General features: G+C 71.3%; 9 protein-coding genes. 2 read left to right on the top strand and 7 right to left on the bottom strand.

What is annotated here, in order from left to right:
- Window position 1: 1 nt before the first annotated feature.
- The 3 genes from ASD47_RS03420 to ASD47_RS03410 form a co-directional block, all read right to left on the bottom strand.
- The gene (locus tag ASD47_RS03420) at window positions 2–1,966 is read right to left on the bottom strand and encodes a HAMP domain-containing sensor histidine kinase (protein ID WP_056751705.1); all 1,965 of its coding nucleotides are present in this window, start codon (window positions 1,964–1,966) and stop codon (window positions 2–4) included.
- Window positions 1,963–2,694, bottom strand: a complete 732-nt coding sequence (locus ASD47_RS03415; protein ID WP_235525745.1) for a response regulator — start codon at window positions 2,692–2,694, stop codon at window positions 1,963–1,965. Before ASD47_RS03415 ends, ASD47_RS03420 begins: the two co-directional genes overlap by 4 nt.
- A 173-nt stretch (window positions 2,695–2,867) precedes the next feature.
- A complete protein-coding gene (locus tag ASD47_RS03410; RefSeq protein ID WP_369800251.1) occupies window positions 2,868–3,446 on the bottom strand; it encodes a TetR/AcrR family transcriptional regulator in 579 nt (192 codons plus the stop codon).
- Between the two features lie 146 nt (window positions 3,447–3,592).
- On the opposite strand from ASD47_RS03410, the gene ASD47_RS03405 reads away from it, so the two are divergent.
- Window positions 3,593–4,909, top strand: a complete 1,317-nt coding sequence (locus ASD47_RS03405; protein WP_056751698.1) for an oxygenase MpaB family protein — start codon at window positions 3,593–3,595, stop codon at window positions 4,907–4,909.
- A gap of 41 nt (window positions 4,910–4,950) precedes the next feature.
- Here ASD47_RS03405 and ASD47_RS03400 read toward each other — a convergent pair whose 3' ends face one another.
- The 3 genes from ASD47_RS03400 to ASD47_RS03390 all read right to left on the bottom strand — a co-directional run bounded on the left by ASD47_RS03400 (window position 4,951) and on the right by ASD47_RS03390 (window position 11,781).
- Window positions 4,951–5,676, bottom strand: a complete 726-nt coding sequence (locus ASD47_RS03400) for a response regulator transcription factor (RefSeq protein ID WP_056751696.1) — start codon at window positions 5,674–5,676, stop codon at window positions 4,951–4,953.
- Between the two features lie 2 nt (window positions 5,677–5,678).
- Window positions 5,679–8,921 (bottom strand): autotransporter outer membrane beta-barrel domain-containing protein, encoded by a 3,243-nt coding sequence (locus ASD47_RS03395; RefSeq protein WP_056751693.1) that lies wholly within the window; start codon window positions 8,919–8,921, stop codon window positions 5,679–5,681.
- A gap of 148 nt (window positions 8,922–9,069) precedes the next feature.
- The gene (locus tag ASD47_RS03390; RefSeq protein WP_056751692.1) at window positions 9,070–11,781 is read right to left on the bottom strand and encodes a hypothetical protein; all 2,712 of its coding nucleotides are present in this window, start codon (window positions 11,779–11,781) and stop codon (window positions 9,070–9,072) included.
- Between the two features lie 122 nt (window positions 11,782–11,903).
- Here ASD47_RS03390 and ASD47_RS03385 point away from each other — a divergent pair, with 122 nt between their 5' ends.
- Window positions 11,904–13,145 (top strand): SGNH/GDSL hydrolase family protein, encoded by a 1,242-nt coding sequence (locus ASD47_RS03385; RefSeq protein WP_056751689.1) that lies wholly within the window; start codon window positions 11,904–11,906, stop codon window positions 13,143–13,145.
- Window positions 13,146–13,271: 126 nt separating this feature from the next.
- Here ASD47_RS03385 and galA read toward each other — a convergent pair whose 3' ends face one another.
- A complete protein-coding gene (galA, locus tag ASD47_RS03380; RefSeq protein WP_056751687.1) occupies window positions 13,272–15,818 on the bottom strand; it encodes a beta-galactosidase GalA in 2,547 nt (848 codons plus the stop codon).
- Window positions 15,819–15,950: the final 132 nt, after the last annotated feature.

The raw sequence follows: 15,950 nt of genomic DNA, 5'->3' as shown, positions 1-15,950 counted from the left end.
GCTACTCCGCCGCCTGCAGCCGCGCCGGCGGCCGGACCTCCGCGGTTCCGACCAGCGGCAGGCGCACCTGCACCAGCAGGCCCTCGCCCGGCAGGCTCAGCCGGATGTCGCCGCCGTGGGCGCGGATGATGGAGCGGGCGGAACTGAGGCCCAGGCCCACGCCCTGCTTGCTGGAGCCGCGGGCCTCGACGCCGCGGTAGAAGGGCGTGAACACCCGCTCCAGGTCTTCGGGTTCCAGGCCCGGCCCGCTATCGCGAATCTCGACCACCGTCTCGTCGCCCTCGACGTGCAGGGCGACCCGGGCGCTGTCACCATACTTGACGGCGTTGTCGAGGAGATTGGCGAAGACCCGCTGCAGGCCCAGCACTGACACCTCGACCTCGGCCGGTTCGCCGGGCTCCAGCGCCACGTCGCCGCCGGTGACCTCGGCCTCGTCGATCACGCATTCCAGCAGCGAGCGCAGGTCGACCCGCTGGCGGGCGCCGGCCTCGGCGTCCTCGCGCATGAAGGCCAGCACCGAGGTGATCATCGCCTCCATCTGGTCCAGGTCCTGGCCGATCTCGCGGCGCAGCGACGGCGAGGCGCGCTCCAGGCGGAAGCGCAGGCGGGCCAGGGGCGTGCGCAGGTCGTGCGAGATGGCGCCGATCATCGCGGTGCGATCGGTGATGTAGCGGCTCAGACGTCCCTGCATGGCGTTGAAGGCCCGGGCGGCGCGGCCGATCTCGGCGGGACCGTCGGCGACGATGACTGGCGAGGCCGGGTCGCGGCCCAACTGCTCGGCGGCGGCGGCGAAGCCGGCCAGGGGCGCGGCCAGACGGCGGGCGAAGATCCAGCCCAGCGGCGCCACCACCGCCAGGGACAGGGCGAACCACATCAGCACCCGGCGCTGCCAGCTATTGGGGAAGGCCTCGGGTTGGGGGCGCAGGGTCGCCCACTGGTTTGGACCGACGCGCAGGGCGGCCACGAAGTCGCCTTCGATGAAGGGCGGCGGGGCCAGGCCGAACAGGCTGCGCGTCGCCGGCGCGGCCAGGGGGCGGCCGATCGTCGCCTCCGGCTCGGGCTGGGGTTTGGCCGGCGGCGGCGAGGGCGCGGGTAGGGCGACGTGCGGCGCGGCCTGGACAGGCTCGACGACCGGAGCGGTCGCGGTCAGGGGCTGGGGCGGCGGGGGGCGCTTCAAGGTCGGCTCGCGGGCGACGGCGTCGGCGACCGGATCCAGGGGCGGGGCGGGCGGGGCTGGTCCCCGCAGCGAGTCGGGCAGGGTCGTGGTCGCCCGCGAACGGAACGGCGCGGCGAACAGCGGGTCAGCCGAGCGCCCGGCCGCCGCGGCGGACGAGGAGTAGCTGAAGATCCGCTGGCCGCCCGGGTCGCCGGCCTGGAAGACGCGCTGGCCGGTGGCGGCGCGCATCCCTCCGTCGGACGGAAAGCCCTGGCGGATCTGGACGCCGCCCATTCCCGGCCCGATCGGCCCCATGCCGCCGCCCGGACCGCCGATCCCGCCCGGCCCGAGGCCCGGCGGCAGGGTCTGAGCCTCGGCGTAGGTGGTCAGCAGCAGGGCCAGAGGCGAGCGTCCGGGGCGGCGACTCTCGGCGCCGGCGAACGGCGGCGGGGCGTAGAACAGCAGGCGGACGTCGTCACGCGGCGCGTTCAGCAGGCGAGCGAGGTCGGCGCGGGCGGGTTCGGAGGCGACCCAGCCGGGGCTCTGCAGGCTGGGCGGCTGGGTCTCGACCGTGCGGACCAGGGGGCGGTCGGCGTCGTCGTCGGGCACGGCCCCGCGCAGGCCGGCGGCGATGTCGGCCAGGCTGTGGTGCATCGGCGGGGCCGGCGGCAGCAGCACCGTCAGCCCCAGGGTCACGGTCTGGGCCGCCACCAGCCCGGCCAGCAGCAGGGCCATCACCTGGACGGCGATCGGCGGGCTGGGCCATCGACGCTGGAAGACCCTTCCCGCGAGGCGCCCCCAGGCCGTCATTCCAGCGTGACCTTGGCGTCCAGCATGTAGCCCATGCCCCGATAGGTGCGGATCAGGGGCTGCTCGGACTGGGCCTCGATCTTGCGACGCAGGCGGCTGATATGCAGGTCGACACGGCGGCCGAGGTTCTCGACCGTCTCGCCGGCGATGATGGTCAGGAGCTCGTCGCGCGACACCACCGAGCGGGCATGGTCGGCCAGGGTCGACAGGATGGTGAACTCGCCGGGGGTCAGCAGCAGCAGCACGCCATTGGGCGCGGTCAGCTGGCGGGCGGCGGCGTCCAGGCGGAAGCCGGCGAACAGCCGCACGTGGCTGCGCGGACCCTTGCCGCCCGCCCGGCGCCGCAGCAGGGCCTTGACCCGGGCCAGCAGCTCGCGCGGGGGGATCGGCTTGACCACGTAGTCGTCGGCGCCCAGTTCCAGCCCTACGATGCGGTCGACCGGGTCGCCCAGGGCGCTGAGCAGCAGGATCGCCGGCCCGTCGGTCCCCGACACCTGGCGGCACAGCGACAGGCCGTTCTCGCCCGGCAGGTTGACGTCCAGCACCAGCACGTCGATGGGACGGGTCTCCAGCACCTGGCGGGCCGCGGGCACGTCGGCGGCCTGGCGCACGGTATAGCCCTGGCCGGCCAGATAGCCGGCCATCTCCGCGCGCAGCACGTCGTCGTCCTCGACCAGCAGGACGGTGGCGGTCTCGGCGAGGGCGTTCAGGGTCATGACGGCGGACATACAGCCAGATTATGTTCGCGCCTGGACCTTGGCCATGGGCGAAGCGTCGCGGAGATCCGGACTGTCAGGCTTCCCCGCGTCCTTTTTGGCGCCGGTTTGTATCGGGCCGAAACAGGGCGGCATTGGAGCGAAACATTCGCGCCGTGCGGGCGGCGCGCCCCAAAGGCCGGGGGCTATCGCGGCCCCTGCGCCAGCGCCGCGACATAGGCTTCCATCAGCCGGACCAGTTCGTCCTCCAGCTTGGCCGGATCCAGCGCCAGGTCGGGTTCGGCCGCCGCGGCGCGCAGCAGACCGACTGCGGCGTGGGTCAGGACGAAGGCCGACTCGTTGGTCAAGGCGATCTCCAGCCGCGCCCGGCCGGCGATGGCCGCCAGGAAGGCTTGGTGGTGGTGCGCCAGCATCCCGTCCTTGCCCTTCTGGAACAGGGCCTCGAACAGCACCTGGCCGGTGGCGGGCGAGCCCTCCACGCCCTTCATCAGAGACCGGACGATCGCCCGTACGCTGCCGATGTCCGGGCGCTCGATCACCGTCTCGGCGATGGCGTCACGGACGCTGGCGGCGCGGCGCTGGGCCAGGGCGGCCAGGAGGTCCTGCTTGCCGGCGAAGTACTGGTAGAGCGTACCGATGCTGACCCCGGCCCGTTCGGCGATGCGATTGGTCGTCAGCCGGTCGATCCCGTCGGCCTCGAGAAGTTGAAAGGTCGCGTCCAGGATCGCGTCGATCGTCGATTCCGAGCGGGCCTGACGCGGCATTCTGCGTTGTCTTTCAGTCACTTGCCACCCCTGGTGCGGCGCCCGACCCACGTCGCGAGAAGGCGAGTAGAAACCTGAACGACGCTTACATAACCTTTGCGCCGACACCAGAGCCGCCCGTCGCGGCGGCAAGCTCAGGAGCGCCGATGAGCCTCTCCATCGACCAGGTCCGCGCCAAGGTGGCGTCGCAGAAGACGCTGCTGCCGGCGCTGTACGGCGCCGTCGATTTCGACGCCGCGCCGGAGCGCTTCACGCTGGACGCCTCCAAGGCCGTGGTGCGCGACCGCGCGCCGCTGGGCGTGGCGGTGACCCAGGACGACCTGGACCGGATCCAGGCCTATACGATGCTGGGCGACGTGGTCGCCGACGCCTATGCCGCCCTGATCCCGCAATACGGCTTTCGCCGGCTGATCGACATGCTGGTCGCGACCTGCGAGCACGGCGTCGAGGCGGTGGCCTCGGCGCCGCCGCAGTTGGCCGCCTTCATCGCCGACATGGAGGCCCGGCCCGACTGGATCGACATGGACCTGGTGCGCGAGGGGGCGCGGCTGGAGCTCAACGTCATGGCCCACCTGGCGCCGTTCGCGATCCGCAGCGCATTCGTGGCCACCTTCCTGAACAAATACTCGGCCCTGCCCATGGCCCTGACCGGGACCCTGACCAACGCCAGCGCCGCCCGGCGGGTCAACGAGACCGCGACCTTCTTCACCACCACGGTGCTGCCCGGCGCGCTGGAGCGCCACGGCGCCGGGTTCAAGGCGGCGGCCATGGTGCGGCTGATGCACTCGATGGTGCGGTTCAATGCGCTGCGGTCGGGTCGCTGGGACGCGTCGGTCTACGGCGTGCCGATCCCCCAGGTCGATCAGATGCCGGCCGGCCTGATCCCGATCTACCTGATGGCGTTCAAGATGCTGCGCCAGGGCCGCCGCCGGTTCACCGCCCAGGAGCGGGCCAAGGTCGAGCTGGCGCGCTACCGCTGCTTTCTGCTGGGCCTGCCGCGCGACCTGCTGGCCGACACGCCCGAGGGGATCGTGCGGACCATGACCGCCCGCGACTCCACCCTGCGCCAAGGCTTCGACGACCAAACCTGCGGCGCGCTGATCCGCGCCACCCTGGCGGCCTACCTGCCGCCCGACCGCTCCCTGCCCAACCGCCTGCACGACCGTGTCGAACGGCGTTTCGCCAAGGCCTTCTTTCTGCGCCACTTCATGCGGGGCGACCGGGCGGCGGCGGCGCGAATGGGCGTCGAGGTCGGGTTGGCCGACCGGCTGGTCTTCACGGTGGTGGCCGTGGGCGTGACGATGCGGATGGCAGCCTTCGACGTCGCGCTCCAGGTTCCGGGTCTGCGCCGGGCGGCCGACGCCGTTCTGAAACGCCGGGTGCGCCGGCTGCTGGTCCGTTACGGCCATGCCGAATACGTGACCGACGCCACGCGGTACCGGCCGGCGCAGGCGGCGGCCTAGATGGTCGGCCCCGACATCCGAGGCGGGGCGGCGAACGGGTGTCAGCCCTCCACCCGCTCCACGCGGGCCGCGAAGATGTAGCCCAGGTGGCGGATGGTGCGGATCAGCCCGGCGCCGCCGTCGATGCGGTCGAGCTTGCTCCTCAACCGACTGATGGCGACATTGACCTGCTGCGGCGCCGGTCGGGCATGGGCGTCGGGCGGGCCCTGGCGCAGGGCGTCACGGGTCAGGACCTGGTTGGGCTTGTCGACCAGCGCCCACAGCACCAGGAACTCGGCGGTCGACAGCGGCACGGGCCGGTCGCGCGGATCGAACAGGTCCTGGGTGGCGACATTCAGCCGCCAGCCGTCGAACCGATAGACGGACGGGGTCGCGCGGGCCGACTCGTCATGGCGCGTGTCGTCGTGGCGGCGCAGCACCGCCCTGACCCGGGCCAGCAGCTCGCGTGGGCGGTAAGGCTTGACCACATAGTCGTCGGCCCCGAACTCCAGGCCCACCACGACGTCGCATTCCTCGCCCGAGTCCGAGACCACCATGATCGCCGGCGGGGAGGGCAGGCTGAGCAGGCGCGAACAGACCGACAGCCCAGAGGCGTCGGGCAGCATCATGTCCAGCATCACCAGGTTGACCTGGGTTTCGCGCAGGATCTGCTCCATCTCGCGGGCGCTGCCAGCCCCCAGCGTGGTCAGGCCGTAGCCGGCGAGCAGGCCCGTCATGTCGTGGCGGGCGACGGGGTCGCCGTCGAGGATCAGGATGCGCTTGTCCATAGTCAGAACATCGCCCTTCCGCTCAGCCGCAGGGTGTACTTGGTCTGCTTGCGCGAGGCCTCGGCCCCGCCTTCCAAGGCCAGGTAGGACAGGTTCGAACCGGCGCGGAGGGCGAAGCCCAGGGTGACCGCGCCGGTCTCGTCGCCAGAGGCGGCCAGGGTGAACGGCGTCCCGCCCGCGAAGCTGGCGATGGTGTCGCCCATGGCCCCGGCCAGGGTCTGGCGATAGCCGACCCGCAGTTCGGGTCGCACCCAGACGTCCTTGCCGTACTGCCTCCCCAGCACCAGGCCCAGGTCGCCGCTGAGGTTGTCGGCCTGCCGCGAAGCCACGGTCAGGTCGAAGCCCGAACCGCCGCCGTGCTCCTTGCGCTCGCCCTCCCACAGCCAGACATAGTCCAGCCGAGCCTCGGGTCGCAGATAGACCTCGCCGAGCCGGGCCTCGTAGGCCAAGCCCGCGAAGGCGTTGGCGACCATGCCGTTCCACGCCGCAGTGTTGGTCAGCTTGACGTCCGCCGCGCCGTCGCCGTCGACATCCTCGCTGAGGAAGGTCCGGTCGCCGTTGAAGCGGCTGTAGCCGACCCCGCCGCCCAGGTTGAAACGCCAGCCGCCGACCGACCGGCGCCAGTAGAGGCCGGCCTGCAGCATCGAGGCGGTGGTCTTCTCGCCGGCCTTGGCGACGGTGTCGTGCTCTTCCAGGCTGACCGCGGCCAGGGTGACCCCCAGCGCCCCGCCGGCGTCGCCCATGGCCTCGTAGCCGGCCACCATGCCCAGGGCCTGGGTGTCGGAGCCCTGGGTGTCCCCATCCTCGCGGCGGACCAAGGCGTTGATCTCCTGCACCCAGACGCTGTCGGGGCCGTAGCGGTCGCCGAGGTCTGGCCGGTTGGCCGTGGCCGCCGAGATCTGCTGCTGCACGGTTTGCAGGGCCGAGAACAGCCCCTCGCCCTGGCTGGGCAGCATCTGGTCATAGAGGTTGAAGAAGCCGTCGCGGGTGCTCTGGTTCAGAAAGGCGCCGGCGACGTCGGTGTTGTTCGACAGGGCCGCGAACACCGCGTCATAGGCGCTGGTCTGGCTGCGCGACATCGAAGCTTCCGAGGCCGTGCGCCGCCGCACGTCGATGTCGATGTCGTTGCCCGAGGCATAGGCGTTGGCGACATACAGGTAGGAGGTGTGGCCCAGCAGGTCCTGGTTGATCGTCCCGGCCGTCAGGCTGCCGGCCTGGATCACCGTATAGGTGGTCGGGGTGGTCAGCAGGCTCTTGAAGTTCAGGCCCAGGGTGGCGCCGGTCTCGATCGTGGCGGTGTCGACCACCAGCTTGGTCTGGGTCCCGGCGGTGGGGTCGATCGAGAACACCAGCGTGCTGTCGGCGCCCAGGGTCAGGCTGGTGGCCTTGATGGTCTCGGTGTTGGTCAGGCCCAGCGAGCCGTCGCCGATCCGGATATCCAACAGGCCGTCGCTGTCGGTCAGGGCGCCGATCATGTAGCCCGTGCCGTCGATGGTCAGGCGGTCGGCGCCCGCGCCGAACGACACGTCGCCGATCAGGCCGCCGTTCAGGATCGACAGGCTGTCGGCGCCGGAGCCAAACAGCACCCTGCCACGGATCAGAGGCTCGTCGGCGTCGTCCACACCGTCGCCGTCCGCATCGGCGTCGGCTACCCCATCATCGCCGTCGTCGCCGTCATTGACCCCGCTCTGGACGATGGTCACGCCGGTGGTGTTCTTCGAGACGTCGATGGCCGTCGCCGTGCCGTGGATGACCTCGTTGCTGGCGTCGGTGTCGGTGTCGTCGGTGTCGTATTCATCGTCGGTGGCGACGACATAGGCGGTGATCCTGCCGGTGTTGGTGACGGTCTTCAGCCCGCCGCTGTCGTCGATGATGGCGTAGGACGACCCGCCCTCGCCGGCGACGGTGGCGCTGATCGTCCCGGCGTTGGTCACGCTGGTCATGCCGGCCCCGGCCGCGATGCTCAGGGCCTTGGCGGTGACGGCGGTGTCGCCGGTGACCGAGGCGGCGAGCGAGCCGGTGTTCCACAGGGTGTCGGCCGTGGCGCCGGCGTTCAGCTTCAGCCCGACCGCGTCGCCCTCGTAGGCGCTGGCCGAGATCGAGCCGGTCAGCCTCACCCCGCCGGTGACGATCGTCGACAGCCCCGTGTCGCCGCCCAGCTGGACGCCGGTGGCGCTGATCCCGTCATGGACGCCGGCAGCCGTCACCGAGCCCCTAATGATCAGGCCGTAGGCGTCGTCGCCGGTCCCGACCGCGCCCAGGGTCACCGCGCGGGTGTCCGAACCGACCCGCAGGGCCGGGGCCGAGCCGTAGGCGGTGACCGAGGCCGTGCCCTCGCTGCTGTCGGTGACGCCGTCGCCGTCCTCGTCGTCGGAGGTGTCATCGTTGGTGTCGGTGGGCGGCGCGTCCAGCAGAACGCCGCCGGCCACGTCGGCCGTGACCTTCACGCCGCCGCCGCCCTGCAGCAGGTCGTCGGCGTCCAGCAGGGCCTCGTCGTCCGGGTCGGAATAGTGCGAGGTGACCCGGTAGCCCGTCGAATAGACCGAGCCCTGGATGACGACCGCGCCGCCGACGTCGCCGTCGACCGCCAGGCCGACGCCGCCGCCGCCCAGCACGCTGATCGAGCCGTTGCTGGTCAGGCCGCCGCTGATCGTCCCGGTGGTATGAATCCCGTAGCTGCGGTCGCCGGTGACGCTGATCGAGCCGCTATGGACCAGCGAGCCGGTCAGGGGCGCTTCCAGACTGACACCCGCCGAGTCGTTGCCCTCGATGGTGATCGCGCCCGTCGAATCGTTGGTGATGGTCCCGACGAAGGGGGTGGTGCCGGTCAGGCGGATCCCGTAGCGACCCGAGCCCTTGGCGAAGGCGCCGTCATAGTCGCCGTCGCTGTCGTCGTCGGTATAGGTGTAGTCCTCGGTCAGGCTGATCGTGGCGCTGTTCAGCAGGGTCCCGGCGTGACCGCCCAAGACCAGCACGCCGATGGAGTCCGAGACGCCGACGCTGGACAGTGCGCCGGCGTTGGTCAGGGTGTTGTCGCTGTCGAGCGTGGCGATGGGGCCCGAGGCGCTGAGCGTGATCGCGCCGTCGCTGGTGATCTTGACGTCGTCGGCGGCCCCGGACGCGGCCGTCGACGTGGCGATCGGCGTGGTGCGTGAACTGCTGGTCACCTGGGTCTCGGCCGCCGCGCCCCCTGCGCTGAGCAGCAGGGGGGCCAGGGCGGCCGAGGCGAGAAGTTTGCGGGACATGGACGGCCTTGATGTGAGCCGTCTGCCTAGAGCGCCGCCGTGGCTGGCGGATGACCCCCAGGTATCGACGCCGATAAGCTGAGGTGTTCGTAGCCGACGCTATGTTTCGGCAGTGTGTCGACCCTCCCCTGTGGGAAGAGGCGCCAATCTAGCCCCCGCTTGTCGGCAACGCCTCCGGAACCAGCGCCAGGTTCATGATCGCCGCCAGGCCCCACTGGGCCGTGCCGTTGGTGGTGACCCCGGCCGCCTCGTCGATGGGATTGAGCACGTCAGAGCCGGCGAAGTGTTTGGTGGCGGTCGACAGGTTCAGGTCCTCGACCACGCCGCGTCCGAAGAACTCGGTCCAGGCCCGTTCGCCCAGGGCTTTGTCGCCCAGCCGCCAGGCCGCGTAAGCCGTCAGGCGCGAATGGCCCTGGCGCAGGCCGTTGGCGCCCAGCGGCCGGCCGAACTGGGCGATCTGGTCGGCGCGTGGGGCGTTGTACCAGCGGCAATAGTCCAGCCAAGCCTTGTCGTAGGCGGGCTCGCGGATCAGGGCCAGCATCTCGACGTGGATCTCGGGGGCGCCGAACGCGGCGTTCAGGTGGCCGACCGACATCTTGTCGCCCGCCCCGGAGAACGTGCCGGTCTTGACGTCGTAGGTGGCGGCGCCGGCGAACCACTGCTTCTGCAGGGCGGCGATCGACTTCATCCCGGCTAGGATCCGGTCGCGCCAGCGCGGGTCGCCCGTGCGCTCCCATTCGGTGAACCAGGCGCCGCACAGCGAGCTCCAGTCGGTGCCGAACGAGGCGCGGATCTCGCCCTTGGGCCAGGCGCCGTCCTCCAGCTTGCGGCCGATATTGACCCGGGTCAGCGCCTCGTCGCCGTCGACCAGGTCGCGCATCAGGTCGCCGACCCGCTCGTCGGCGGTCAGGTAGTAGTAGATGCGGCGGTAGATGGCGTTGCTGACCCGGGGCTGCTTGGAGCTGTCGCCCCAGTGCTGCACCCCGTGCCGGGTGCCAAGGCCTCGGTAGGGCCCGACATGGTAGACGTCGACCTCGCCGGTGTGGCGGGTCATGGCCTCGGCCATGCGGAACACGTCGGCCCGGCCGCCGCGCAGATAGCTCAGCCACAGCCACAGGTCTGTCGACAGTTCGGAATTGTCCCAGGCGAAGCCGCCGATGTCGTAGCGCCAGACGTGGCGGTCGACATCGTAGCTGTGCATGACGTCGCCATAGTCCCAGAAGCCGTACCAGCGCCGCTGGGCGATCTGGCCCAGATAGAAGTTCAGCAGTTGATCCTGGCGATCCTCGATCCGGGCCTTCTGCGGCGTGCTGCGGTCCGGCAGGCTCCAGGCCCCCAGGACGTTAGCGGCGTGGATCCGCTCAGGCGTCGCCATCAGTCGCGGCGGCTTGTCGTTGAGTTGCGCCATGGCGGGGAAGGCGTCGCGGGCCGGGGTCGTGTCCAGGGCCCAGAGCCGCAGCTCGGTGGTGCGGGCGATGCCGGTGGGCGTGCCCCAGTCCTTCTCGTAGTCCTCGTAGGTGATGTTGAGGCCTTCGGTCTCCTGGGCGTGGGTCTCCATGCCCAGGCCGTCGTGATAGAAGCGGGTGTCCATCACCGGGGCGTCGGGCGACCACAGCCAGGCGGTCAGCCGGGCGACCTCGCCGGCCGCGCCCTGGATCTCCAGAGCCGTCGGCGGCGCGCGCCAGAAATTGCCCAGGCCGATCGCCGCCCCGCCGCTGGCCCCGCCCACATAGGCCACGCCGCTGGCCCGTCCGCCGCCGTCCGAATGGATCCAGGCGTGGCCCGGGGCGGTGCGCTTGCGGATGGTGAAGCCGTCGGCCGTCGGCTGCGACAGCAGGAAGTCGCCCCAGGCCGGGATCAGGTGCAGGCCGGCGCGGACCGGCGCGGCCATCTGGTCGGCGGGCGGGACCTTGCGGCCGGCGATCTGGGCGTCCCGAAACGCCGCGCCCGGATCGCGGCGCAGGCCGGTCAGCGGCTTGACCGCCTCGGCCCAAAGGCCACTGTCCTGGCCGGTGAAGCGGACGTGGCGGTCGTAGAGCTCGTCCGCCATCGGCACGTCGACGGTGACGCCGAGGCCGCAGACGAAGTCCTTGGCCGCGTCGCCGTCGAAGATGAAGGTGTGCATCATTCGCAGCGAGTCCGCGCCGGCATAGGCGTAGAACCGGACGATGAACGGGGCCCAGGCGCGGTCGCCACCCTTGTGCCGACCCTCGAGGCGAATCACCGCGCGGACCGGCCCGTTTTGCTCGACCGCCACCTTGTCGACCACGCTCTCGAAGGTCTTGCGGCCCACCGGGGCGCTGTCGATCTCGGGCGCGTCCTGGGTCTGCAGCACCAGGCGGACGTTGCGCAGCACCTCGCGGCCGCCCCGGGTGGCCGAGGCGATCAAGGCCGAGCCGTCGCGGGGGAAGCGCCAGGTCGCCGGGCCGGCCGAGACCTCGACGGCCGCCGGGCTCTCAGTCACGCGGACGCCAGGGGCGCCGGTGACGGCCTTGCCAAGCTCGATCGTCAGGCTCGCGCCCAGCGGGCCGGCCCCGACCGCGTGGGCGGTCCATTTCAGCGAACCGTCCGGCCAGTAGGCGATCGGCCAGGTCTGCAGGGCCACGGGCGAGCCGTCCGCCGCCTTGGCGCGGAACGCCTGCTTGCGGGGATAGGCGCCTTGCGGCCAGGGCACGCCCCAGGTCTGGCCGGCGTTCAGGGGCGGCGGCGCGCCGTCGATCCACACCGCCTGGGTCGGCGGCAGGGGCTTGGCGGAGGCGGCCGGGGCAGGGCTGGCGGCCAGCGCTGGGCCCGCCAGGCCGGCCACAGCGCCGGCCAACGCGGTCTGGGCCAGCACCTCACGTCGGGTGGGAGAGTTCATGGCGCGCTTCCTCCTGCGCGCCGCCTTCGGCGCCGCCGGCCGGATCAGCGCGATCTTGCCAGCGACGCTAATTCCATATTCTGTGACGTCAAACCATTTTGTGAGATCTTTAGGAGGGTGCGATGCGGCGGATCGGAACGCGGCTTTTGGGGCTGGCGCTGTGCGTGGGGCTGGCCTGGCCGGCGACGGCCGCCACGTCGCCGCCGACCTGGACCGGCTCGTGGGCGACGGCCCTGGTTCCCACTGACGCGGCCAACCTGCCCGCGCCGCAGGGCGAGGTCACGATCCGCCAGGTGGTGAGACTGGGCGCCGGCGGGCCGCGCCTGAGGCTGCGGCTGGCCAATACCTTCGGAACCGCGCCGCTGCGGATCGACGGCGCGCGGGTGGCGCTGGCGGCCGCGCCCGGCGGGTCGGGGATCGTGGCGGAGACCGACCGGGGGGTGACGTTCGACGGCCAGACCGGCGTGACCATACCGCCCGGAGCGACCTGGCTGTCCGACCCGGTGAACCTGCCGGTCGAGGGCCTGGCGCGGCTGGCCGTCAGCCTGCGCCTGCCCGAAGTCCCGCGCCAGGCCAGCGTGCACCGCTCGGCCCGCACAACGGCCTTTGTCGTCGCCGGCGACCAGTCGGCCGCGCCGGAACTGGCAGGCGCCACGACCTTCACCCAGTGGGCCCAGCTGGCCGGCGTCGACGTCGAGCGGCCCTCCGGCAAGGGCATGGCGGTCGTGACCCTGGGCGACTCGATCACCGACGGCTCCGGCGCGGGCGTCGACGTCTACGAGCGCTGGCCCGACGTGCTGGCCGCGCGGCTGCAGGCCGACCCGCGGACCAAGGGCGTCTCGGTGCTGAACGTCGGCATCGGCGGCAACAAGCTGCTCAAGGACGGCAGCGGCCAGGCGGCCCTCGCCCGGCTGGATCGCGACGTGCTGACCCAGCCGGGGGTGAAGGCCCTGATCGTGCTGATCGGCATAAACGACATCGGCGGCCTGTCGCGCGAGGGCGAGGTGACGCCGGAAAAGCGGACCCAGGTCGTGACCGGCCTGATCGCCGCCTATCGCCAGATCGCGATCCGGGCGCACGAACGGGGCATCCGGGTGGTCGGGGCGACGATCCTCCCGTGCGGCGGGACCAAGGTCTACCGTTCCGACGCGGACGCCGACGCCGACCGCCAAGCGGTCAACGCCTGGATCCGCGGCTCGGGCGTGTTCGACGCGGTGGTCGACTTCGACAGGGTGACCCGCGACCCGGCCCACCCGGAACGCCTGCTGCCGGCCTATGATTCCGGCGACCAGCTGCATCCCTCGCCGGCGGGTTACAAGGCGATGGGCGAGGCGGTGGCGATCGGGGCGTTGGTCAAGCGCTAGGGGCTGTGGGTAGTTGACGAGCTTGGGCCGAATTCCTCGTCCTTTCGACAAGCTCAGGATGAGGAATTCTACTCAACCGCCTTACCCGTAGCCCTCATCCTGAGCTTGTCGAAGGAGAGGGCGGCCTCAGCCCACCGTCACACTGACCGTCGCCGCCTTCAGTCCGGGCGCCGAGGCCGTCACCCGCAGCGCGCCGGCCTGGCCGCGCCGGGTGCGGACGATCGCCTGGCACAGGCCGTTGAACGCCTTACGCTGGCTGGCCACGTCGGGCTCGTGGCTGGTGGGATTGCCGTTGCCGACCCCGATCACCTCGCCCGGGCCGCCGAGCGCGAACGTCACCAGGTCGTCGGCGCGCGGAACCGGGCGGCCCTTGGCGTCCAGCACCTCGACCTTGAGGACCGCCACGTCCTGGCCGTCGGCGCGCAGGCCAGTCTTCAGGAGGGTTGGGCGGTCGGCGGTGATCCGCAGGCCGGCGGCAGGGCCGGCGGTCTCCCGGCGCTCGCGCAGGATGACCTTGCCGCCCTTGTAGCCGTGGGCCTCGATCACGCCCGGCGTGTAGGGGACCGACCATTCGACGTGGTGGTTGGGGACGACGTCGCGGACGCCCTGGCTCTTGCCGTTCAGGAACAGCTCGACCCGATCGCAGTTGCTGTGCGCCCAGACGGCGATCGGCTGACCCTCGCGGCCTTCCCAGTTCCAGTGTGGCAGCAGGTGCAGCAGCGGCTCGGGCCGCCACCAGGCGCGGTAATAGTAATAGTTGTCCTTGGGGAAGCCGCAGGTGTCGAGCGCCCCGAAGTGCGAGCTGATGCTGGGCCAGCGGTTGAACGGCGTCGGTTCGCCGCGATAGTCGAAGCCGGTCCAGATGAAGCCGCCGGCCATCCACGGCCGGTCGGCCGCGTGGCTCCACCACTTCTCGGCCGTCGTCGCCCACCAGGGATGCTCGGTGTCGTAGGCGGGCACGTACAGTTTGGCGTCGTCGCGGGCATATTCGCCGCGGGTGGCCACGGTGCTGGCGCTCTCGGTGCCGATGATCGGCACGTGCGGGAAGCGCTGGTGGAAGTCGTCCATCTTCTCGTGGCGATAGTTGAAGCCCTGGACGTCGATGACCGCGCTGATGCCTTCGCCGAAGCCGTTGTCCATGGCGGCGATGACCAGGCGGGTGGGGTCCAGGCGGTTGACCAGCCGCTTCATGGTGGCCGCCACCTTGGCGCCGCGCGCCGTGCCCTGCTGCGGTTCCTCGTTGCCGATCGACCACAGGATCACCGACGGGTGGTTGCGGTCGCGGCGGACCAGGCGCTCCAACTCGTCCATCGACGTCGGGTCGCTGGACATCCGCCGGGTCTCGTCGATCACCACCATGCCCAAGCGGTCGCAGGCGTCGAGCAGCTCCGGCGTCGGCGGGTTGTGGGCGGCGCGATAGGCGTTGCAGCCCATCGACTTCAGTTGCTCCAGCCGCCAGACCTGCAGGGCGTCGGGAATGGCCGCGCCGACCCCGGCGTGGTCCTGGTGGTTGCAGGTTCCCTTCAGCTTCACGCTCTGGCCGTTCAGCAGGAAGCCCTTGTCGGCGTCGAACGCGATCGAGCGGACGCCGAAGGGCGTGACGTAGCGATCGACCACGGCGCCGTCGACCTTCACCTCGGTGACCAGGCTGTAGAGATGCGGGATCTCCAGCGACCACGGCACGGGATTGGGCAGCGTTACCGTCAGGGCCAGCGACTGGCGCTCCCAGGCCGGCAGCAAGCCGGTGGCCGGCGCGGGCGCCAGCACCGGCTTGCCGGTCGCGTCGAGCACGGTGTGGGCGACCTCATAGGCGGCGCGGCCGTCGCCCTCGTTGACCAGGTCGGTGTCGATCGACAGGGTCCCGTCGAGCTTGGCGCGGACGAACACGCCCCATTGCGGCACGTGGACCGGGGCGGTCTTGACCAGCCAGACGTGGCGATAGAGGCCCGCGCCCTCGTAGAACCAGCCCTCGCCCAGGCTGGCGTCGACCCGGACGACCAGGGTGTTTTCGGCGCCGAGGTTGGCGATGTCGGTGATGTCGACGCGGAAGGGGCTGTAGCCGCTGTCCTCGCGCTCGAGGATGTAGCCGTTGACGATGACCGTGGCGTCGCGGAACGCGCCGTCGAACTCGATCGACAGCCGCTTGCCGGCGTCGGCGGCGGCCAGGGCGAAGGTCTTGCGGTACCAGCCGACGCTGGTGTCGGGGAATTCGCGGCCCAGGGGCTTGTAGCCGTGGGCGGCGCGCAGATCCTCGTCGTCGGGCTTGCCGGACGGGACGAAGGCGGGGTTGTCGACGAATGACAATTCGACCGCCCAGTCGTGGGGCAGGGTGACGGGCGCCCAGGCGCCGGCGTCGAACTTGGGGTCGGAGAGCTGGCTGACCGCCCAGTTGGCGGCCGTGGCGCCGGCCTTGGCGAAGGTGCGCTGGTTGGCCCCGAACCCGAAGTCGCGGGCCGGGTCCTGGGCGTGGCCCAGCTTGAAGCGCCAGTCGAAGTCCAGCGACAGGCGCTCGCGCGGCGCCAGGTCGATGGCGGGCAGGGGAGCGAGCGGCGGCGTGGCGGGCGTCTTGCCCCCTGGCGTGGCGGCCCGGGCGGAAGCGGCGGCTCCCACGCCGACAAGGGCGGCGGCGCCGGCAGTGGCGGCCAGGGCTTGGCGGCGGCTGAAGTCGACCATGGGATCCTCACGCGGAAAGAAAAAATGGGGAGGAAGCGACGCGCTTCCTCCCCAGTCGCAGGAACATCGGGGAGGGGGATGGGGCCAAGTTCGTAGCATCCATCGCCCTGCCACAGTCATCCTTCGAACGAG

The sequence above is a fragment of the Caulobacter sp. Root1472 genome (assembly GCF_001426985.1).
GTDB lineage: Bacteria > Pseudomonadota > Alphaproteobacteria > Caulobacterales > Caulobacteraceae > Caulobacter > Caulobacter rhizosphaerae.
Note: the sequence above shows the minus strand (reverse complement) of the source record. Positions and strands in the feature narration are given on the sequence as shown.

Bases quoted from the DNA above. Each gene is read 5' to 3' on its own strand.
- ASD47_RS03420 (WP_056751705.1), bottom strand. From the start codon at position 1,966: ATGACGGCCTGGGGGCGCCTCGCGGGAAGGGTCTTCCAGCGTCGATGG.
- ASD47_RS03415 (WP_235525745.1), bottom strand. From the start codon at position 2,694: ATGTCCGCCGTCATGACCCTGAACGCCCTCGCCGAGACCGCCACCGTC.
- ASD47_RS03410 (WP_369800251.1), bottom strand. From the start codon at position 3,446: ATGCCGCGTCAGGCCCGCTCGGAATCGACGATCGACGCGATCCTGGAC.
- ASD47_RS03405 (WP_056751698.1), top strand. From the start codon at position 3,593: ATGAGCCTCTCCATCGACCAGGTCCGCGCCAAGGTGGCGTCGCAGAAG.
- ASD47_RS03400 (WP_056751696.1), bottom strand. From the start codon at position 5,676: ATGGACAAGCGCATCCTGATCCTCGACGGCGACCCCGTCGCCCGCCAC.
- ASD47_RS03395 (WP_056751693.1), bottom strand. From the start codon at position 8,921: ATGTCCCGCAAACTTCTCGCCTCGGCCGCCCTGGCCCCCCTGCTGCTC.
- ASD47_RS03390 (WP_056751692.1), bottom strand. From the start codon at position 11,781: ATGAACTCTCCCACCCGACGTGAGGTGCTGGCCCAGACCGCGTTGGCC.
- ASD47_RS03385 (WP_056751689.1), top strand. From the start codon at position 11,904: ATGCGGCGGATCGGAACGCGGCTTTTGGGGCTGGCGCTGTGCGTGGGG.
- galA (WP_056751687.1), bottom strand. From the start codon at position 15,818: ATGGTCGACTTCAGCCGCCGCCAAGCCCTGGCCGCCACTGCCGGCGCC.